A 19567-nucleotide genomic window follows, 5' to 3' on the forward strand; every position below is an offset into this window, starting at 1 on the left:
GTGATGCTGCGCGTGATCGTCATCGCCAACCTCTTCGTGCTGGCCGCTGGCGCGCTGCGGTCCCGGCAGCTCGCCGACCTGGGCGGGCAGTTCCTTGTGGGAGCGGCGCTCGCGGAGCCGGTTCTCATCGTTTCCCTGACGCTGCTGTGTGCGGGCCGCCGCATCCTGCATTCCCTGCGCTATTCCGTGGCCCTCGTGGTCGTGACGGCGCTCGAGCTCGGCCTCGCCTGGGCCTGGGTGCAGGTCTTCGGCAACATGTTTCCCGACCAGGCGCCTGGCTCCTTCGCCCGTGTGGCCTTCTTCGTCCTGTTCGTGACCGGCATCCTCCTCACCTATTTCGACCTGCGCGCCCGGGCCCTGTCGCCCGCCATCGCGCAGGCTCGCATCCAGGCGCTGCAAGCTCGAATCCGGCCGCACTTCCTCTACAACAGCATCAATGCCGTCCTTTCGCTCATCCGGTCCGATCCGAAGCGCGCGGAACGGGCGCTCGAGGATCTGGCGGACATGTTCCGCGTGCTGATGGCCGACAATCGCGCACTTGCGCCGCTCGCGAACGAGATCGGCATTGCCCGCCAGTACCTGGCCATCGAGGAGCTGCGGCTCGGCGACCGGCTGCGCGTCGCCTGGCGCGTGGAGGGCATGCCCGAAGACGCCTTCGTCCCTGCCATGCTCCTGCAGCCGCTGGTGGAGAACGCGGTCTATCACGGCATCGAGCCCATCGAGGCGGGCGGGGAGATCGCCATCGAGGTCAGGGCCGTCGGCGAGGAGCTCTTCATCCGGCTCACCAACCCGTTCCACGCTTCCGGTGACCGTCATGCGGGCAACAAGATGGCGCTCGCCAACATCCGCGAACGGCTGCAGCTGCACTTCGACGCCGAAGCGAGCATGCAGTCGCAGGTGTCCGACGGGACCTACGAAGTGATCATCCGCCTGCCCTATATCACCGCCCCCCGATGACGATCGCCGACGCCCGCATCCCCCGCGTACTGGTCGCCGACGACGAGGCCCCGGCCCGGGCCCGGCTTCGCGACCTCCTCGACGACTGCCGCGCCGACTTCCCGCTTGTCCTCGTGGACGAGGCGAGAAACGGGAGGGAGGTGCTGGAGATCGTGAGCCGGGAGAAGGTCGATATCGTGCTTCTCGACATCCGGATGCCCGAGATGGACGGCATGGAGGCGGCGCGCCACCTCGCGGGCATGGCCCATCCACCGGGGATCATCTTCACGACCGCCTTCGATGCCTACGCGATCAAGGCGTTCGAGGTGAATGCGATCGACTACCTGCTCAAGCCCATCCGGGTGGAGCGGCTCCTCGCCGCGCTCCGGAAGGCCCTGGCGGCGGCGCCCAGCCGCGAGTCTCTTGCGGCCGCGGCCAATCTGCCGCGCAGGCACCTGAGCGTTCACGAACGCGGCAAGATCCACCTGGTCGCGCTGGCCGACGTCCTCTATCTGCGCGCGGAGCTGAAATACGTGACTATCCGCACGGTCGCCCGGGAGTTCCTCGTCGAGGAATCCCTGACCCGGCTGGAAGAGGAGTTCGGGGAGGATTTCGTGCGCGTGCATCGCAACTGCCTCGTGGCGCGCGCGGCCGTCGAGGGTTTCGAGCGCAACGCGCAGGAAAGCGAGTCCGGATGGGCGGTCGTCATCCGCGGGACCGGCGAGCGCCTCGCGGTGAGCCGTCGCCAGCAGCACGTGGTGAAGGAGTTCCGCTGACTTCGATCATCACCGGGCGGCCTCCTTTGGCCATCGGGAATGGTTGATGTTGCAGCGTGTCGGCCGCGACCGTCGGCGGCTTGCCGGCGATCCTCCAAGGGAGCCCCTCGCCGGGTGCCTTGACGGTCTACTCCCAGTACGGCGGATCGCCGAAGGCCTTCTTGAGGTGCTCGATGAAGAAGCGGACTTTCGCGGCCAGCAGCCGCCGCTCGGGGAAGACGGCGTAGATGTTGTTGCCGGGCACCGCGAACTCGTCGAGCACGGACACGAGGCGGCCCTTTTTCACCTCCTCGCTCACCTCCCAGGCGCTGCGAAATGCCAGGCCCTCGCCGGCGATGGCCCACCGCGTGAGCACTTCGCCGTCGTTGCATTGCAGGTTTCCGCTCACCTTCATCGTGACCGGCTTGCCTCGATCGTGGAACGACCAGGTGTCGGCTACCCCGTCCTCGGTGCTGGTCACGAGGCAGTTGTGCCGTGCCAGGTCGGTGAGACTCCCCGGCCGGCCGGCCAGCTTGAGGTACGACGGCGACGCACACACGACGCGGTGGTTCCGCGCAAGCTTCACCGCCACCAGGTCGGCGCTTTTCAGGTCGGCGATGCGAATGGCGAGGTCGAAGCGCTCGTTCTTGAGATCGACGAGGCGCTCCGACAGGTGCAGCTGGACGGCGAGATTCGGGTGCGCGGCGAGGAAGCCGGGCAGGTGCGGGGCGATGTGCTTGCGGCCGAAGGCGGTCGGCGCCGTGACGATCAGTCGCCCGGCCGCGCTCTTGGCACCCACGGTGAGCGCGTCTTCCGCCGAGCGCAGCTCCTCGAGGACCCGGTGGCAGTCCTCGTAGAACGCGGCACCCTCCGGTGTCAGGGTCACCTTGCGCGTGGAGCGCTTGAAGAGCTTGACCCCGAGGCGCTCTTCCATCTGGTCGATGCGGCGGCCGACCATCGCCGGCGTGATGCCTTCCTCGCGCGCAGCCGCGGACAGGCTGCTGCGCTGGGCGACATCGACGAAAGTCGTCAATTCCTTGAACTTGTCCATGGTCGACTGGAAGTATAAGACCTTTTGCAGATGCGGGCGATTACCGCCATCCTTGTGACATAATAAAATGTTGTGTCAACAACGGGATTGCCCACCGGCCGAAAGTGGCGTCGAGCGTCCCGAAGCCCCGGAAAGGTGAACCATGAATACCCAGATCGTCCTGCCCGCAGGAATGGAAATCACGGCCGCGCTCCGGCCCGAACACGCCCGCGTGCTGACTCCCGCTGCCCTCGAATTCGCGGCCAGGCTGCTGCGCCGGTTCGGCTCGCGCCGCGTGGAGCTGCTGGCCGCCCGCGCCGCCCGCCAGAAGGAGTTCGACGCCGGCAAGATGCCCGATTTCCTGCCTTCCACGAAGTCCGTGCGCGACTCGGACTGGAAGGTCGCCGACCAGCCGGAAGACATTCTCGATCGCCGCGTCGAGATCACCGGGCCGACCGACCGGAAGATGGTGATCAATGCCCTCAACTCAGGCGCCTCCACCTTCATGGCCGATTTCGAGGACGCCAACTGCCCCACTTGGGAGAACATGATCGAGGGCCAGGCGAACCTCGCCGACGCCATTCGCCGCACGATCACCTTCGAGCAGAACGGCAAGCAGTACAAGCTCAACGAGAGGACCGCCGTCCTCTTTCCCCGCCCGCGAGGCTGGCACCTGGACGAAAAGCACGTGTTGCTGGACGGCAATCCCGTCGCCGGCGGCATCTTCGACTTCGCGCTCTACTTCTTCCACAACGCGCGGGAGCTTCTTGCGCGCGGAAGCGGCCCGTACTTCTACCTGCCGAAGATGGAGTCGCACCTCGAGGCGCGCCTGTGGAACGACATCTTCACGGTGGCGCAGAAGGAACTGGGCGTGCCCCACGGATCGGTCAAGGCCACCGTCCTCATCGAGACCGTCGTCGCCGCCTTCGAGATGGACGAGATCCTGTGGGAGCTGCGCGATCATTCCGCGGGGCTCAACATCGGCCGTTGGGACTACATCTTTTCCTGCATCAAGAAATTCCGCTCCCATCCCGATTTCTGCCTTGCGGACCGTGCGCAGGTCACCATGACCTCGCCGTTCATGCGTGCCTACGCGCTGCTTCTCGTGAAGACCAGCCACCGGCGCAACGCCCCGGCCATGGGCGGAATGACCGCGCAGATCCCGATCAAGAACGACCCGGCGGCCAACGAGGCCGCCATGGAGAAGGTGCGCGCCGACAAGCTGCGCGAGGTGACCGACGGATGCGACGGCACCTGGGTCGCTCACCCTGGCCTGGTGCCGATCGCGAAAGCGGTGTTCGACGAGCACATGCCGCAGCCGAACCAGTACACGAAGCAGCACCCCGAGGTGCACGTGAGCGCGAAGGAGCTCCTCGACTTCAGGCCGGAGGCGCCCATCACCGAGGCGGGGCTTCGCAACAATGTGCAGGTGGGCATCCAGTACATCGGCTCCTGGCTGGGCGGCAACGGCTGCGTGCCGATCTTCAACCTGATGGAGGATGCGGCCACCGCGGAAATCTCGCGCTCGCAGGTGTGGCAGTGGATCCGCTCGCCCAAGGGCGTGCTGGCCGATGGCCGCAAGGTGACCAAGGCGCTATTCCACGAGATCCTGGTGGACGAGCTGAAGAAGACACCCTCCATCGTGGGTGCCGAGGCCTACGCGGCCGGCAAGTATGCGCAGGGCGCGAAGCTCTTCGAGGAAATCACGGCTTCCGACGATTACGTGGAGTTCCTCACGCTGCCCGCCTATCGCGCCCTCGCCTGAACCGGACTTCACCCGGCTCCCCCCCCTGAAGACGAGGGGGCGCAATTCTCCAGGCGACGCTAGTCCGGCATGCGCCAGACGGTGCCGCACTTGCGGCAGCGCACGCGCAGCCAGGGGTAGGGCAGCGCCGTGTCCTGCGGGTCCAGGTAGGGTTCTTGCGTCGTGTGCCCCGAGGCGAGAATCTCGAAGCGCCCGTAGGTCGTGCAGGTGGGGCAGGTCGAGCGGCTGCCGTAGGCTTCTGCGCGCTCGAGCACCTCTATGTAGCGGCGCCAGGAATACCAGCCCAGCGCGGCTGCGCCGAAGACGATCACGAGGAGCGACATCGGCTTCCAGCCGAACTCGGCGAGGTCCACTGCCTCCAGGCATGCCGCGACCGTGATTCCCGACAGGAAGCAGGTCGTGAACGAGAGGTGGCTGTCGATGAGCTGCCGCTCGTACCACTTGCGGAAGCCAACCTTGCCGATGCGGGACGCGATGTCCATTTGCCGAGGATGCTCGCAGGCAACGCGCACGGTTGCAAGGCACCGGGACGGGCGGGAGAACCCGGCAAGCGCCCGCTATCGAGTGGCGGGTAGAGGCGTCGGGCGCGGCAGCGGCCTTACCGGCGGACGGATGGGCGGATACGGACCATTGCCCGGGAACCCCCTGACGTATACGGGCGATTCCCGGGCCGCCTCGCGCTCCATCGCCTCGCGCTCGAGTTGCGCTTCGCGCAGGCGGGCTTCCTCGCGCAGGCGGGCTTCCTCGCGCTCGCGCGCCGCCCGCTCTTCCAGTTTCCGGCCCGCCTCCTCGCCCTGCTTCAGGATGCGCTCGCGCTGCGCAGGGTCGTAGTCCGTGTTCGCGGGGGTGGCATCGATCCGGCGCCCCTCGTCCGTCTTCGGGCAGGGCGCTTGCTGGTAGGTGACCTTGCCGTCTGGAGAGGCGCAGCGGAAGACTTCCTGGGCATGAGCCGAAGCAGGCGCGAGGATCGCCAGCGCCATCACGACGACCCGGTGCGCTTGACTCATCATCCGCACCGGTCAGGACGCGGGCTTCGGCTTCGGACGTGCAAGCCCAGGCGGGCCGGGCCAGCCCCACGGCGTATCCCACACCGGCGGCTCGTCCGCGGGGCGGGATTCCTTCAAGCGCTCCAGGCGGGCACGTTCCTCGCGTTCGCGCCGCTCGAGATACGCCTGCCGTTCGCGCTCGCGCGCCTCGAGGACGAACTCCCTCGCGAGCGGGTCGCCCCGGTAGGCCTCGCGCTCCAGCATCTTTCGCGCGACGGGGTCGGCGGCGTCGCCGTGCGTGGTGTCGACGCGCTTCTCGGAACCCTTCGCCGGGCAGGGCGTCTCCTGGTAGGTAACGGCGCCGTTCGGGCTCGCGCACCTGTAGATCGTCTGCGCCGATGCCGCAACGGGGCCGACGGCCAGGATGGCGAGGACGAAAACCGGACGCGGCCTCATTCGATCCCCGATGCCTGTGCCTGGAGGTCCGCGTGATAGCTGGAACGCACCATCGGTCCGCAGGCGGCGTTGGCGAAGCCCATCTTTGCCGCCGCCACCTCGAACATCCGGAACTCGTCGGGATGCACGAAGCGCGCCACGGAAAGGTGGCTCCTCGAGGGCTGCAGGTACTGGCCGATGGTCAGCATGTCCACGCCGTGGGCGCGCAAGTCCGCCATGACCGCGAGGATCTCCTCGTTCGTCTCGCCCAACCCGACCATGAGGCCCGACTTGGTGGGCGGCCCGGGGTGCGCAGCCTTGAAGTCCCCGAGGAGCCGGAGCGAATGCGCGTAGTCGGAACCGGGCCGGGCCTGCGCGTAGAGTCGCGGCACCGTCTCGAGGTTGTGGTTCATCACGTCGGGCGGCGCCGCGGCCAGGATGGCCAGAGCGCGGTCGAGGCGGCCCCGGAAATCGGGGGTGAGGATCTCGATCCGGGTCGCGGGCGAAAGGCTGCGCACGGCGCGGATGCAGTCCACGAAATGCTGCGCGCCGCCGTCCCTCAGGTCGTCGCGGTCGACGCTCGTGATCACGACGTAGCGAAGCTTCATCGCGGCGATCGTCTCGCCCAGGTGGCGGGGCTCGTCTGCGTCCAGCGGCTGCGGGCGCCCGTGGGCGACATCGCAGAACGGGCAGCGGCGCGTGCACAGGTCGCCCATGATCATGAACGTGGCGGTGCCGTGGCCGAAGCATTCGCCGATATTGGGACAGGAAGCTTCCTCGCAGACGGTGTTCAGCTTCGCGTCGCGCAGGATCTTCTTGATCTCCTGGAAGCGTTCCCCGCCCCCGGCGCGGACGCGGATCCAGTCGGGCTTGCGCAGGGGCTCGGACGCGACCACCTTGATGGGGATGCGCGCGGTCTTTCCGGCGCGCTTCGCGTCGAGCTTGCTCTCGGGAGTCCGGGTGTCGGCCATGGCGGGAATCAGGGAGCGAAGAGCGCGTCGAGAAGGGTCGCCTGCCAGCGCTGCTGCACTGCGGCCATCGTATCACGCACGCCCAGGTCGGCCAGGCGCGTGGCCGCGAGCCCCGGATAGCCGCACGGGTTGATGCGGGAGAACGCCGCGAGATCGGCATTCACGTTGAACGCGACGCCGTGGAAGGAGCAGCCGCGGGACACGCGCAGCCCGATGGCCGCGATCTTGGCGCCGCTCACATAGACGCCCGGCATGCCCGGTCGCCGTTCGCCGGCGATGTTGTACCCGGCGAGAACCTCGATCACCGACTGCTCGAGGCGCCGCACCAGATCCTTCACTCCGAGTCCCGCGCGCTTCAGGTCGAGCAGGACATAGGCAACCAGTTGCCCGGGGCCGTGGTACGTCACCTGGCCGCCCCGGTCGATGCGCACGACCGGGATCGATTGCGCGTCCAGCACGTGCTCCGGCTTCGCGGCGAGGCCGAGGGTGAACACCGGCGGGTGCTCGACGAACCACAGCTCGTCGGGGGTGGCGGCGTCGCGCGCCTTCGTGAACGCCTGCATGGCCCGCCACACCGGCTCGTATTCCGCGCGCCCGAGTGCGCGGATGGCCGGCTCGTGGCGAGCCCCGACTCCGGCCCGCTGGCCATGCGGCGTGGGATTCATTTCCCCGTCTCTCAGAGCACCATCCTCACCATCGGGTGGCCGGACAGGTCCCTGTACAGTGCGTCCAGCTGCTCGCGCGAGCGCGCGTTGATGGTGACGGTGAGCGAGAGGTAGGTGCCCGCCTTCGACGGGCGCATTTCCATCGTGGCCGGCTCGAAATCGGGCGCGTGGCGCATCACTACTTCGAGGATGGCCTGCGCATATCCTTCCTCGCGCCGTCCCATCACCTTGATCGGAAACGGGGTCGGAAACGCGAGGAGGGGCTTCGCCCCGGGGCCGTCCGCTTCCACTTAACGGGCGGCGAGCTTCGCCTTGTAGTCCTGGTAGAGGGCGTGCATCCGCCGGAAGGCGGGCCCCGGAACGCCGGCGCCGACCGCCTTGCCGTCGAGCGACGTGACCGCGAGCACTTCCTTCGTCGAGGACGTGACCCAGATCTCGTCGGCTGCGCGCACCTCGGCCAGCGGGATCGGGCGGATTTCGTAGCGGACCTTGCCCTCGCGCGCGAGCTCGCTGAGGAGCTCGTAGGTGATGCCCAGGAGGATATGGTTGTCCTGCGGCGCGGCAGCCACGACGCCGTCCTTCACGATGAAGATGTTGGCGGCTGCGGCCTCGGTGAGGAAGCCGTCGCGGAAGAGGATCGTCTCCGCGGCGCCAGCGTCGGCCGAAATCTGCCTCGCGAGTACATTGCCCAGGAGGGAGATGGACTTGATGTGGCACTTCTCCCAGCGGAAATCACTCGCGGTGACGCAGGCCACGCCCTTCTCGACCATCTCGCGCGAGGGCGTGGGCAGGGGGGTTGCCATCATGAAGACCGTGGGGACGAGTCCCTTCGGCATGACGTGGTCGCGCGTGGGCGCCGCGCCGCGCGTGACCTGGATGTACACCGACTGGTCGCCGGGATGGTGGGCCAGGAGCCGGTTCACCTGGGTGATCCACTCATCGACGGTGTGCGGGTTGGCGAGCTTGATCTCGTCCATCGAGCGCTGCAGCCGCTGGAAGTGCTCGCGGGCGCGCAGGAACCTGCCGCCGTAGACGGGGACGACTTCGTAGACGCCGTCGCCGAAGAGGAAGCCGCGGTCGAGCGGCGAGATCCGGATCTCATCGAGGGGCAGCAGCGCGCCGTTGAAGTACGCGATGGGGGAAGTCATGGCATCACCGGAAAAGGAGGCGGATCGTGTCCCATCCGCGGGAAAGGAACCCGGCCACCGGCACATCCTCGAGCGCCACCACGGCGATCTCGGCGACGGAAGCATTGTCGCGGGCGAATTTCATTATCCCTGCTTTCTGCCCCCGGGAGTAGGGCGCGACGAAGGGCTGCCGGGTCTGCAGATTCGCCTTGAGCCCCTGGAACCGGCCGCGCGGCAGTGTGAGCCACACGTCTGCGTCGAAGCCCAGCTTCACCGTGGCGCTCGTGCCCTTGAAGATCTCGGGGTTGGCGACGACCTCATCCTTCTTGTAGAAGCGCTGCGTGTCATACGCGAGGAAGCCGAAATTCAGGAGCTTCTGGTTCTCCGAAATGCGCAGCGCGTCGGACTGCGCGCCCATCACGACGGACACGAGCCGGCGCTCGCCGCGCTTCGCCGAAGCGACCAGGCAGTATCCCGCAGCCTCCGTGAAACCGGTCTTCACGCCATCCACCGTGGGGTCCATCCACAGCAGGCGGTTGCGGTTGGCCTGCGTGATGCCGTTCCAGGTGAATTCCTTCTGGGAGTACAGGGCGTAAGACTCCGGGAAGTCGCGGATCAAGGCGGCGGCAAGCACGGCCATGTCGCGCGCCGTGGCGTAGTGGTTCGGCGCCGGCAGTCCGGTCGAGTTCACGAAATTCGAGTTGCGAAGGCCCAGGCGCTTTGCCTCGCGGTTCATGAGCTGGGCGAACGTCTCCTCCGTCCCGGCGAGCGCCTCGGCCAGGGCGATGGTGGCGTCATTGCCGGACTGGACGATCATGCCGCGCACGAGGTCGGCGGCGGTCACGGGTTTCCTGGGCTCGATGAACATCCTCGAGCCGCCGGCTTTCCACGCCCTTTCGGAGACCGGTACCACCTTGGACGGGTCGAGCTTGTGGTCGCGGATCGCCGAAAAGACGATGTAGGCGGTCATGAGCTTGGTGAGCGAGGCGGGCTCGAAGCGGTCCTCCTCCGACTGCGCGGCAAGTGCCTGGCCGGACAGAATGTCGAGGAGGTAGTAGGCACGTGCCGCGACGGGTGGCGGCGTGACGGCCTGCGCCGCGGCGGCAAGCGGGAGCGAAAGGGCGAGGAGGACGGTGAGGAGGCTATTCATCGAGGGGCGTTCTGCCGGGAGGCGGGAGTGATGACGGGGGCGAAGTCCAGGGAAGCGCGAATCTTGTCCGCGATGGCCTGCGCTTCGTCGCGCGACTTGTAGGGACCGAGGCGAACGCGGTGCAGGCTTCCGGCCGCAACGACCTGGATCGGCTCGAGCAGCCACGGCAGGTCGCGTGCGATGCGGCTTCGGAAGCTCTCCGCGTTTTCGACACTCGAGAACGCGCCGAGTTGCAGGTAAAGGCCCGCGGGCTCGGGCGCGACGAGGGGAGTGGCGACTTGCGCGGCGAGCGGCAGCGCCGTGGGGGCGGGTGGCGTCGCGGCCGCAAGGCGGGTGCCGGCATCGCGTGCGAAAACGCGCTCGACCTCGACCGGCCCGCTGCCGGGACCGACCACGCCGAGCTTTGCCGCGGCCGCGTACGAAAGGTCGATCACGCGCCCGTCGTGGAACGGACCGCGGTCGTTCACGCGCACCACCACCGATTGGCCGGTCTTCAGGCTCGTCACGCGCGCATAGCTCGGGATCGGCAGCGTCTTGTGGGCGGCCGTCATCGCGAACATGTCGTAAACCTCGCCCGAGGAAGTCTTCTGTCCCTGGAACTTGCGCCCGTACCAGGAGGCGAGGCCGCGCTCCTTCATGGGATCGTCGTTCACCGTGGGCGCATACGTTCGCCCGAACACGGTATAGGGCCGGTTCGCGTAGCGGTGGTAGGGCTCGTCGCGGGGAACGGCGTCGGGAATGGAAGCGATGTCCGCGGGGACCTTGTCGGGCGGGCCGTCTTCGGAATAGTAGGCGGGCTTTGCGGGCGGCGCCTTGGGCGCCGTGCCGCAGGCGGCCAGCGCCAGGGCGAGGAGTGCCGGGACGGCCTTGCGCATCAACTCGACACCAGCTGCTTGTGCGTGGAGATCGACATGAGGATGCCGAACCCCACCAGCATCGATAGCAGCGCCGTGCCGCCGTAGCTCACCATCGGGAGCGGCACCCCCACGACGGGCAGTATCCCGCTCACCATTCCCATGTTGACGAAGGCATACGTGAAAAAGGTGAGCGTGACCGCCCCGGCCATGAGGCGGGCGAAGGTCGTGGAGGCGTTGGCCGCGATCATGAGGCCGCGCGCGACGATGAGCATGTAGAGGACGATGAGCACGAGGATGCCGGCCAGGCCGAATTCCTCGCCGAACACCGCGAGGATGAAATCCGTCGATCGCTCCGGCACGAAGTCGAGCTGCGCCTGCGTGCCGTTCAGCCACCCCTTGCCGAGCACGCCGCCCGACCCGATGGCGATGGTCGCCTGGATGATGTGGTAGCCCGCGCCCAGGGGATCCTCCGTGGGATCGAGCAGCGTGAGCACCCGTTTTCGCTGGTAGTCGTGCATCATGCCCCAGAGGAACGGCAGGCTTGCCGCCCCGGTCGCCATGAGCGTGGCGAGGATCTTCCACGACAGGCCGGCCAGGAAGATCACGAACGCGCCGGACGCGAAGATGAGGAGCGCCGTCCCGAGGTCCGGCTGGCGCACCACCAGGCCGACCGGGAGAGCCAGCAGGATGGCGCCCACGGCGTAGTCGCGCAAGTGGATCCCCTCCTGGTGGCGGTGGAAATACCAGGCGAGCAGGAGCGGCACCGCGATCTTCATGATCTCCGAGGGCTGGATGGTCGTGAAGCCGAGGTTGAGCCAGCGCCTTGCCCCGTTCCGGACGTCGCCGAAGAGCGCGACGCCGACGAGGAGCATGAGGCCGGCGGCGTAGACCGGGACGGCCAGTCGCATGAGCGCCTGCGGCGGGATGTTGGCCACAATCCACAGTGCGGCGATGGCCAGCGCAAGGTTGCGCGACTGCCCGAGCACGCGGTCGAGCGACGCGCCGCCCGAGGCCGAATAGACGACGGTCAGTCCGAGCGCCAGGGTGAGCACCAGCGCCACCATGAGCGGCCCGTCGATCCGGCGCGAGATCAGGTCGAAAAGGCGGCTAATCATTTTCGACCTCATCGTCCACCAGCGGTTGCTTGCGTTCAGGGCGTTTGCCCAGCAGGTAGAAGTCGAATACCTCCCGGGCGATCGGGCCGGCGGTCGAACCGCCATGGCCGCCGTTCTCGACCAGGATCGCGAGTGCGATCTTCGGGTCGTCGGCCGGGGCGTAGGCGATGAAGAGGGCGTGGTCGCGGTTGCGCTCCTTCACGCGCTTCTCGTCGTATTTCTCGCCCGCCTTCATGCCGATCACCTGGGCGGTGCCGGTCTTTCCGGCAACGAGATAGGGCGCCCCCTGCGCGACACGCACTGCCGTCCCGCCGGGGCGCGTCACGTCCACCATGGCGGCCCTAACCAGCTCGAGATGCTCGGGCTTGATCGCCAGCGGCTCGCCCGTGCGCACGGGCAGCTCGCGCATCTGCTGCGTCCTCGCGTCCTGGACGGCCCGCACCAATCGCGGGTGCACCGGAGTGCCGCCGTTGGCGAGCGTGGCCACGGCCGAGGCGAGCTGGATCGGGGTCGCGAGCAGGTAGCCCTGCCCGATCCCCACGCTGATCGTGTCGCCGGCGTACCACTTCTGCTTGAAGCGCTGCCACTTCCAGTCGGTGGAGGGCTGCAGCCCCGACAGTTCGCCGTCGATGTCCACGCCGGTTCGGGAACCGAAACCGAACTGCGTCATGAACCGGTGGATCGCATCGACGCCCAGGTCGTTGGCGACCCCGTAATAGTACGTGTCGCACGAGACCACGATGGACTTGTGCAGGTTCACCATGCCGTGGCCTCCCGGCTTCCAGTCTCGGAAGGGACGCGAGACCCCCGGCAGCATCCAGTGGCCGGGATCCGAAATCGTGTACTCGGGCGTGCGCTTGCCGTAGGTAAGCGCCGCAAGCGCCATGAACGGCTTGATGGTCGAGCCCGGCGGATACTGCCCGCGCAGGGCCCGGTTGTTGAGCGGCTTGTCGGGCGAGTTGTTGAGCGCGTCCCAGTTGACGGGGTCGATGCCGTCCACGAAGAGGTTGGGGTCGAACCCGGGCCGTGAAACGAGCGCCAGGACGTCGCCCGTCTTCGGGTCGAGGGCCACGAGTGCGCCGCGATAGTCCTGGAAGGCCTCCTCGGCCACGCGCTGCAGCTTGATGTCGAGCGTGACGAACAGGTTGTTGCCCGATTGCGGCTCGGAGCGCGAAAGCGCCCGGATGGCGCGCCCGCCCGCGTCGATCTCCACGCGCTCGCTGCCGGTGATGCCGTGCAGCTCCTTCTCGTAGGCGCCCTCGATGCCGAGCTTGCCGATGTGGTCGGTGCCCTTGTAATTGGTCGTGGCACCCTGGGCGTCGATGTTTCGCACGTCGGCCTCGTTGATGCGGCCGATGTAGCCGACGGCGTGCGAGGCGAAATCCCCGTGCGGGTAGGAGCGGAAGAGGCGCGCCTTGATCTCGAAGCCCGGGAAGCGGTAGCGGTTCACCGCGAATCTCGCCACCTCCGCCTCGGTGAGGCGCGTGCGGATGGGCAGGCTCTCGAAGTTCTTGCTCTCTTCCTGCAGCCGCTTGAACCGCCGGCGGTCGCGGTGGCTCACCTCGATCACCTGCGAGAGCTCGTCGATGGCGCGTTCCACGTTGCCTACCTTGCTCGGCGTGATCTCGAGCGTGTAGGCCGAATAGTTGGCGGCGAGCACTTCCCCGTTCCGGTCGAGGATGAGGCCGCGGTTGGGGACCACCGGGACGACCGAGATGCGGTTCGCCTCGGCGAGCGTGTGGTAATGCTCGCGCTGGACCACCTGCAGCCAGACGAAGCGGGCGACGAGCAGGCCGAAGGCCGCGAGCGCGAGGACCCCCGTCACCGTGAGGCGGGCGCGAAAGACGTTCAGCTCGGCGCGCTGGTCGCGAAGCGCCTGGCCGACCATCATGCGGACGACTCCCCGCGCATGCGGCGCAGCCAGGGCAGGTAGAGGATCCAGGTGAGCGGTCCCCACGCGACCGAGGCGAGGAGCGGCGATAGCGCCATGGCGAGCCCCGGTGGCGGGGCGGCCAGGAGGAGGTTGAGCACCACGATCACGATCGTCGCCCCGGCGAAGAGGCCGAGCACGTGCAGCGTCTGCTCGAGGATCGGAAACGCAAGCACGCGCACGCGCAGCACCTGCGCGCCGTAGGTGGCGACGACGTAAGCGAGCGCGTGCTGGCCCAGGAGCGTCGAGTCGCCCACGTCCATGGCGAGGCCAATGGCGAAAGCCAGTCCCTGGCCGACCGATCCGGGTTGGTGGATGACCCAGAACAGGAGGACGACCAGCACGAGGTCCGGCCGCGCGAGCAATGCCCACCCCGCCCAGGGCAGCGAGTTGAAGAGGTAGGCGGCGACGAACGAGGCCAGAATGAGCCCCGGTCCCGCCGGAACCTTCATGAAGTCACGTGCGACTGGCGTGAGATCGGCCGGTCTCATGGCTGGCGCCGGCCCTTGCCGGCCGGGCGCTCCCTGACCGGCCGCTTCTCGTCCGCGCGCGCATCCGGCAGCGGCGCAAGCGCGGGGCGAGTCGTGGTGAGGATGCGCACGAAGCGATGGTTTTCCACGCCGGCCGCGGGCCTCGCGGTGATTTTCGCGAAGACGTAGGCCGCGTTCTTTTCCACCGCGGTGATGCGGGCGACCAGGAGACCGGCGGGATAGGTGCCGTCGATGCCGGAGGTCACGAAAAGGTCGCCGTTCTGGATGTCGGCCGACACGGGCATGAAGGGCACGTCGATCGAGCCGTCCTTGCCCGAGCCGACGGCGATCGCGCGCAGGCCGTTGCGGGTGAGCATCACCGGGACGGACTGGTCCTTCTCGGTGAGGAGGGTCACTTCGTTGGTGAACGTGCCCACGGCCGTCACCTGGCCCACGACGCCCTGCGCGTCGATCACGGGCATGCCCGCCTTGATGCCCTGAGCGAGACCCTTGTCGAGGATCAGCTTGCGCACGAACGGATTGCGCCCGTAGGAGAGCACTTCCGACAGGACGCCGTCGGTTGCAAAGCGGCTTCTGGCCGGCGTCATGGCGAGCAGGTGATCCTGCTCGGCCTGCAGCAGCTTCGACTGCTGCGCGGCGGCGGCATACTCTAGGAGCCTCGCTTTCAGCTCGTCGTTCTCGCGCAGCAGGCGCTCCTGCGAGGAAAAATAATCCGTGACGCGCGAAAGCGCCATGGCGGGCGCGCCAGCCACCTGCTGCAGGGGATGGACGAGCACCGAGAGCGAGAGGCGCACCGCCTCTAGCGCGCCGAAGCGATGGTCGGCGATCATCGTCGCCACCGCGAGCAACGCGAAGAAGGTGAGGCGCGCGAGCGGGCTGGGCCCGCGGTGGAAGAACTGAGGCGGCTCGCGAGTCACGCCGGCGAAGCCGTCAGTCGTTCGTGAACACCGTTCCGAGCTTGTCCATCTCCTCCAGCGCCCGCCCGGAACCGCGTACCACGCAGGTGAGCGGGTCGTCGGCGACGATCACCGGCAGGCCCGTCTCCTCCATGAGGAGGCGGTCGAGTTCGCGAAGGAGGGCGCCGCCGCCGGTGAGCACCATGCCCTTTTCGGCGATGTCGGCGCCCAGTTCGGGCGGCGTCTGCTCGAGGGCGCTCTTGACGGCGGAGACGATGGAGTTGAGCGGATCGGTGAGCGCTTCGAGGATCTCGTTCGAGGAAATCGTGAACGAGCGCGGGATGCCCTCGGCGAGGTTGCGGCCCTTGACTTCCATCTCGCGCACTTCCGAGCCCGGAAAGGCGGAGCCGATGGTCTTCTTGATGTTCTCCGACGTCGATTCGCCGATGAGCATGCCGTAGTTGCGGCGGATGTAGTTGATGATGGCCTCGTCGAACTTGTCGCCGCCCACGCGAACGCTCGCGGAATAGACTATGCCGCCCAGCGAGATCACGCCCACTTCCGTGGTGCCGCCGCCGATGTCCACGACCATGGAGCCCGTGGCGTCCGCGATGGGCAGGTCCGCGCCGATGGCCGCGGCCATGGGCTCCTCGATGAGGAACACCTGCGAGGCGCCCGCGCCGATGGCGCTTTCCTTGATGGCGCGCCGCTCCACCTGCGTGGAGCCGTAGGGCACGCAGATCACGATGCGCGGGCTCGGCCGGAACCACTGGTTGTCGTGGATCTTCTTGATGAAGTACTTGAGCATCTGCTCCGTGATCGTGAAGTCCGCGATCACGCCGTCCTTCATGGGGCGGATGGCCGTGATGTTGCCCGGCGTGCGCCCGAGCATCTGCTTGGCCGCGAGGCCCACGGCCTGGATGGTCTTCTTGCCGCTGGGGCCGCCTTCCTGGCGGATGGCGACGACCGACGGCTCGTCGAGAACGATGCCCTTGCCGCGTACGTAGATGAGCGTGTTGGCGGTGCCAAGGTCGATGGCGAGGTCGGTGGAAAAGTACTTGGAAACGAAAGAGAACATCTTGATCCGTATGAGAATTCGGGTTGAAGCCATTCCCCGGGGGGCGGGGGTCGCCTATAATAGCCCAAAATCACGATGAATTAAGGCCTTAGAGCACTTTTCGCATGCTGTCCCTTGATGAAGTCCGAGCCATCGCGGAACTCGCCCGGATCGAACTGCCCGAGACCGATGTTGCCGCAATGCAGCAGAGCCTCAACGGCATCTTCGGCCTGATCGAGCAGATGCGCGCCGTCGACACCGCCGGCGTGGAGCCCATGGCGCATGCGGTCGATGTCACGCAGCGTCTTCGCGACGATTGCGTGACGGAGCATGACCAGCACGTTCTGTTCCAGGCCGCCGCCCCGCAGGTCGAGGAAGGGCTCTACCTCGTGCCCAGGGTCATCGAGTAGAAACGGCGCGGCGCGGATTGTCGCCGCGCCCCGACACGCCTGCCCATGTTCGACCTCACTCTTTCCGCACTCGCCTGCCTGCTTCGCGACCGCAAGGCCACGAGCGAGGAGCTCACGCGGCTCTTCCTCGGCCGCATCGCGACGCTCGACCCCGGCCTCAACGCGTTCATCACCGTGGACGAGGAAAAGGCGCTTGCGGCCGCGCGCGCCGCCGACCTGCGCCTCGCGAAGGGCGAGGCGGCCGCGCTCACCGGAATCCCCATCGCGCACAAGGACCTCTTCTGCGCGAAGGGATGGAAGACCACGTGCGGCTCGAAGATGCTCGCCAACTTCGTATCGCCCTACGACGCCCACGTGGTGGAGCAGTTCGGGCGCGCGGGCGCCGTGCTGGTGGGCAAGACCAACATGGACGAGTTCGCCATGGGCTCGTCCAACGAGAACTCCTTCTTCGGACCGGTGAGGAACCCCTGGGACCGGACGCGGGTCCCGGGGGGAAGCTCCGGCGGATCGGCCGCGGCCGTCGCCGCGCGACTGGTCCCCTGCGGCGACGGGCACCGACACCGGAGGCTCCATCCGCCAGCCCGCCTCTCTCACGGGCACCTGCGGCATCCGCCCGACCTACGGCGCGGTGTCGCGTTACGGGATGGTCGCGTTCGCCTCCTCGCTCGACCAGGGCGGCGCCTTCGGCAAGAGCGCCGAGGATCTCGCCCTGATGCTGAACGTCATGGCCGGGTTCGACGAGCGCGATTCCACCAGCATCGAGCGGCCCCGGGAGGACTACACCCGGGACCTCGCCAAGCCCCTGGCGGGCCTGCGCGTGGGGTTGCCGAAAGAGTATTTCACGGCCGATCTGGCGCCCGATGTCGCCTCCTGCGTGATGGCGGCCGTCGGGGAGCTGAAGGCGCAGGGCGCCCGGATCGTCGAGGTGAGCCTTCCCAACCAGGCGCTCGCGGTCCCGGTGTACTACGTGATCGCGCCGGCGGAGGCGTCGTCGAACCTGTCGCGTTTCGACGGCGTGCGCTACGGGCATCGCGCGGCGCACTACGCCGACCTGAACGACATGTACCGGAAGAGCCGCGCGCAGGGCTTCGGCGCCGAGGTGAAGCGGCGCATCCTCGTGGGCGCCTACGTGCTCTCGCACGGCTACTACGACGCCTACTACCTGCAGGCGCAGAAGGTGCGCCGCCTCATCGCGCGCGACTTCACCGAGGCCTTCGCGCATTGCGACGTTATCGCGGGCCCCGCGGCGCCCACGGTCGCGTTCCCGATCGGCGAAAAGACGAGCGACCCGGTGCAGATGTACCTGGAGGACCTGTACACGATCTCGGTGAATCTCGCGGGCCTGCCGGGGCTCTCGGTGCCTTGCGGCTTCGGCGCGCACGGGCTCCCGGTGGGGCTGCAGCTCATCGGCAACCATTTCGACGAGGCGCGAATGCTGAACGCCGCGCACCGCTACCAGCAGGCGACCGACTGGCACCGCCGCCGTCCGCCGGGGATCGATTGACCATGCGGTGGGAAGTCGTCATCGGGCTCGAAACCCACGCGCAACTGTCCACCGCGTCGAAGATCTTTTCCGGCGCCTCGACCGCGTTCGGCGCCGCCCCCAACACGCAGGCTTGCGCCGTCGATATCGCGCTTCCCGGCGTGCTGCCGGTGCTGAACAGGGCGGCGGTGGAGCGCGCCATCCGCTTCGGCCTGGCGGTGGGCGCCGCGATCGCGCCCAGGAGCATCTTCGCGCGCAAGAACTATTTCTACCCGGACCTTCCCAAGGGCTACCAGATCAGCCAGTACGAGGCGCCGGTCGTCTCCGGCGGCGAGATCCTGATCGTCGTGGAGGGCGTGGAAAAGCGCGTCCGCCTCACGCGCGCGCATCTCGAGGAGGACGCGGGGAAAAGCCTGCACGAGGATTTCCACGGCATGAGCGGCATCGACCTGAACCGCGCCGGCACGCCGCTCCTCGAGATCGTGTCCGAGCCGGACATGCGCAGCGCGAAGGAGGCGGTCGCCTATGCGAAGGTGCTGCACTCGCTCGTGCGCTGGATCGGCATCTGCGACGGCAACATGCAGGAAGGCTCCTTCCGCTGCGATGCCAACGTGTCGGTGCGGCCGTCGGGCTCCGAAACGCTCGGCACGCGCTGCGAGATCAAGAACCTCAATTCCTTCCGCTTCCTCGAAAAGGCCATCGAACACGAGGTGCACCGCCAGATTGCGCTGATCGAGGACGGCGGCAAGGTCCGCCAGGAAACGCGACTGTGGGACCCGCAGAAGGGCGAGACGCGCTCGATGCGCTCGAAGGAGGACGCGCACGACTACCGATACTTCCCGGACCCCGACCTGCTCCCCCTCGAAATCGCGCCGTCGTGGATCGAGCAAGTGAGGATGTCGCTCGGAACCTTACCGGCCGCCAGGCGCGCCAGATACAGGGACGATCTCCACCTGTCGCCGGCCGAGGCGTCCATTCTTGTTTCGTCACGGGAGGTCTCGGAGTATTTCGATCGCTCGCTCGAGCTGACACTGGCGCGTCTGCGTGGCGATGATCGATTCACGGACACACGTGAGCCGGGCGTGGCCAAGGCCGTGTGCAATTGGGTCGCCGGGCCGCTTTCCGCACGATTGAACGAAGAGGCCATCGATGTCGAAGGTGCCCGCGTCGGCCCTCCCGACATTGCAGCCCTGATTCATCGCAGCTTCGATCAGACGCTGAACAATCGGTCGGCGAAGGACGTGTTCGATGCGATCTGGAATGGCGAAGGCGGCGTCGATTCCATCATCGAGAAGCGGGGCCTGAAGCAGATCTCGGACACCGGCGCCATCGAGGCGATCGTGGACCGGGTGCTGGCGGCGAACGCGAAGCTGGCGGATGACTACCGGGCCGGCAGGGAAAAGGCCTTCAACGCGCTGGTGGGGCAGGTGATGAAGGCCACGCAGGGCAAGGCCAACCCCGCGCAGGCGAACGCTATCCTGAAGAAGAAACTGGGCTGACCTCCCCGC

General features: G+C 67.5%; 20 protein-coding genes and 1 pseudogene. 6 read left to right on the forward strand and 15 right to left on the reverse strand.

Translation table 11 applies throughout. The features are described from left to right. Window positions 1-3: 3 nt before the first annotated feature. Both IPP91_09465 and IPP91_09470 read left to right on the forward strand, forming a co-directional pair. Window positions 4-957 (forward strand): histidine kinase, encoded by a 954-nt coding sequence (locus IPP91_09465; protein MBL0142297.1) that lies wholly within the window; start codon window positions 4-6, stop codon window positions 955-957. Beyond that, complete coding sequence (locus tag IPP91_09470; GenBank protein MBL0142298.1) at window positions 954-1712, forward strand: response regulator transcription factor; 759 nt, start codon at window positions 954-956, stop codon at window positions 1710-1712. The genes IPP91_09465 and IPP91_09470 overlap by 4 nt, the downstream gene beginning before the upstream one ends. A 127-nt stretch (window positions 1713-1839) precedes the next feature. On the opposite strand, the gene IPP91_09475 is transcribed toward IPP91_09470, so the two are convergent. Next, a complete protein-coding gene (locus tag IPP91_09475; protein ID MBL0142299.1) occupies window positions 1840-2742 on the reverse strand; it encodes a LysR family transcriptional regulator in 903 nt (300 codons plus the stop codon). A 142-nt stretch (window positions 2743-2884) separates the two neighbouring features. Between IPP91_09475 and IPP91_09480 the strand changes: the two genes are divergently transcribed. Then, on the forward strand, window positions 2885-4486 hold the full coding sequence (locus IPP91_09480; GenBank protein ID MBL0142300.1) for a malate synthase A: 1602 nt from the start codon (window positions 2885-2887) through the stop codon (window positions 4484-4486). Between the two features lie 59 nt (window positions 4487-4545). Here the strand turns inward: IPP91_09480 and IPP91_09485 are convergent, their stop codons facing one another. The 14 genes from IPP91_09485 to IPP91_09550 form a co-directional block, all read right to left on the reverse strand. Further along, window positions 4546-4968, reverse strand: a complete 423-nt coding sequence (locus IPP91_09485; protein MBL0142301.1) for a hypothetical protein — start codon at window positions 4966-4968, stop codon at window positions 4546-4548. Between the two features lie 75 nt (window positions 4969-5043). Beyond that, complete coding sequence (locus tag IPP91_09490) at window positions 5044-5493, reverse strand: DUF4124 domain-containing protein (GenBank protein ID MBL0142302.1); 450 nt, start codon at window positions 5491-5493, stop codon at window positions 5044-5046. Between the two features lie 12 nt (window positions 5494-5505). Next, complete coding sequence (locus IPP91_09495) at window positions 5506-5928, reverse strand: DUF4124 domain-containing protein (GenBank protein MBL0142303.1); 423 nt, start codon at window positions 5926-5928, stop codon at window positions 5506-5508. Then, on the reverse strand, window positions 5925-6878 hold the full coding sequence (lipA, locus tag IPP91_09500) for a lipoyl synthase (protein ID MBL0142304.1): 954 nt from the start codon (window positions 6876-6878) through the stop codon (window positions 5925-5927). Before lipA ends, IPP91_09495 begins: the two co-directional genes overlap by 4 nt. Window positions 6879-6886: 8 nt before the next feature. Then, a complete protein-coding gene (lipB, locus tag IPP91_09505) occupies window positions 6887-7543 on the reverse strand; it encodes a lipoyl(octanoyl) transferase LipB (GenBank protein MBL0142305.1) in 657 nt (218 codons plus the stop codon). Window positions 7544-7554: 11 nt separating this feature from the next. Next, on the reverse strand, window positions 7555-7767 hold the full coding sequence (locus IPP91_09510; protein ID MBL0142306.1) for a DUF493 domain-containing protein: 213 nt from the start codon (window positions 7765-7767) through the stop codon (window positions 7555-7557). Between the two features lie 66 nt (window positions 7768-7833). Beyond that, a complete protein-coding gene (locus IPP91_09515) occupies window positions 7834-8691 on the reverse strand; it encodes a D-amino acid aminotransferase (protein ID MBL0142307.1) in 858 nt (285 codons plus the stop codon). Window positions 8692-8695: 4 nt separating this feature from the next. Next, window positions 8696-9820 carry a D-alanyl-D-alanine carboxypeptidase gene (locus IPP91_09520; GenBank protein ID MBL0142308.1) on the reverse strand — a complete coding sequence of 375 codons (1125 nt, stop codon included), beginning with the start codon at window positions 9818-9820 and terminating at the stop codon, window positions 8696-8698. Beyond that, window positions 9817-10695, reverse strand: coding sequence for a septal ring lytic transglycosylase RlpA family protein (locus tag IPP91_09525; protein MBL0142309.1), 879 nt, complete (start codon window positions 10693-10695; stop codon window positions 9817-9819). Before IPP91_09525 ends, IPP91_09520 begins: the two co-directional genes overlap by 4 nt. Then, window positions 10695-11792: a rod shape-determining protein RodA gene (gene rodA / locus IPP91_09530; protein MBL0142310.1), complete on the reverse strand. Its 1098-nt coding sequence runs from the start codon at window positions 11790-11792 to the stop codon at window positions 10695-10697. The genes IPP91_09525 and rodA overlap by 1 nt, the downstream gene beginning before the upstream one ends. Continuing rightward, window positions 11785-13683 carry a penicillin-binding protein 2 gene (mrdA, locus tag IPP91_09535; protein MBL0142311.1) on the reverse strand — a complete coding sequence of 633 codons (1899 nt, stop codon included), beginning with the start codon at window positions 13681-13683 and terminating at the stop codon, window positions 11785-11787. Before mrdA ends, rodA begins: the two co-directional genes overlap by 8 nt. Continuing rightward, window positions 13680-14213, reverse strand: coding sequence for a rod shape-determining protein MreD (gene mreD / locus IPP91_09540; GenBank protein MBL0142312.1), 534 nt, complete (start codon window positions 14211-14213; stop codon window positions 13680-13682). The genes mrdA and mreD overlap by 4 nt, the downstream gene beginning before the upstream one ends. Further along, window positions 14210-15130, reverse strand: a complete 921-nt coding sequence (mreC, locus tag IPP91_09545; GenBank protein MBL0142313.1) for a rod shape-determining protein MreC — start codon at window positions 15128-15130, stop codon at window positions 14210-14212. Before mreC ends, mreD begins: the two co-directional genes overlap by 4 nt. Window positions 15131-15143: 13 nt before the next feature. Beyond that, complete coding sequence (locus IPP91_09550; GenBank protein MBL0142314.1) at window positions 15144-16187, reverse strand: rod shape-determining protein; 1044 nt, start codon at window positions 16185-16187, stop codon at window positions 15144-15146. A gap of 104 nt (window positions 16188-16291) precedes the next feature. Here IPP91_09550 and gatC point away from each other — a divergent pair, with 104 nt between their 5' ends. The 3 genes and pseudogenes from gatC to gatB all read left to right on the forward strand — a co-directional run bounded on the left by gatC (window position 16292) and on the right by gatB (window position 19558). Beyond that, entirely contained in the window at window positions 16292-16576 is a 285-nt protein-coding gene (gatC, locus tag IPP91_09555) for an Asp-tRNA(Asn)/Glu-tRNA(Gln) amidotransferase subunit GatC (GenBank protein ID MBL0142315.1), read from the forward strand. Window positions 16577-16621: 45 nt separating this feature from the next. Next, window positions 16622-18080: pseudogene (gatA, locus tag IPP91_09560) on the forward strand (Asp-tRNA(Asn)/Glu-tRNA(Gln) amidotransferase subunit GatA). A 2-nt stretch (window positions 18081-18082) separates the two neighbouring features. Continuing rightward, entirely contained in the window at window positions 18083-19558 is a 1476-nt protein-coding gene (gene gatB, locus IPP91_09565) for an Asp-tRNA(Asn)/Glu-tRNA(Gln) amidotransferase subunit GatB (protein ID MBL0142316.1), read from the forward strand. Window positions 19559-19567: the final 9 nt, after the last annotated feature.

This window comes from Betaproteobacteria bacterium, assembly GCA_016720855.1.
Lineage (GTDB): Bacteria > Pseudomonadota > Gammaproteobacteria > Burkholderiales > Usitatibacteraceae > FEB-7.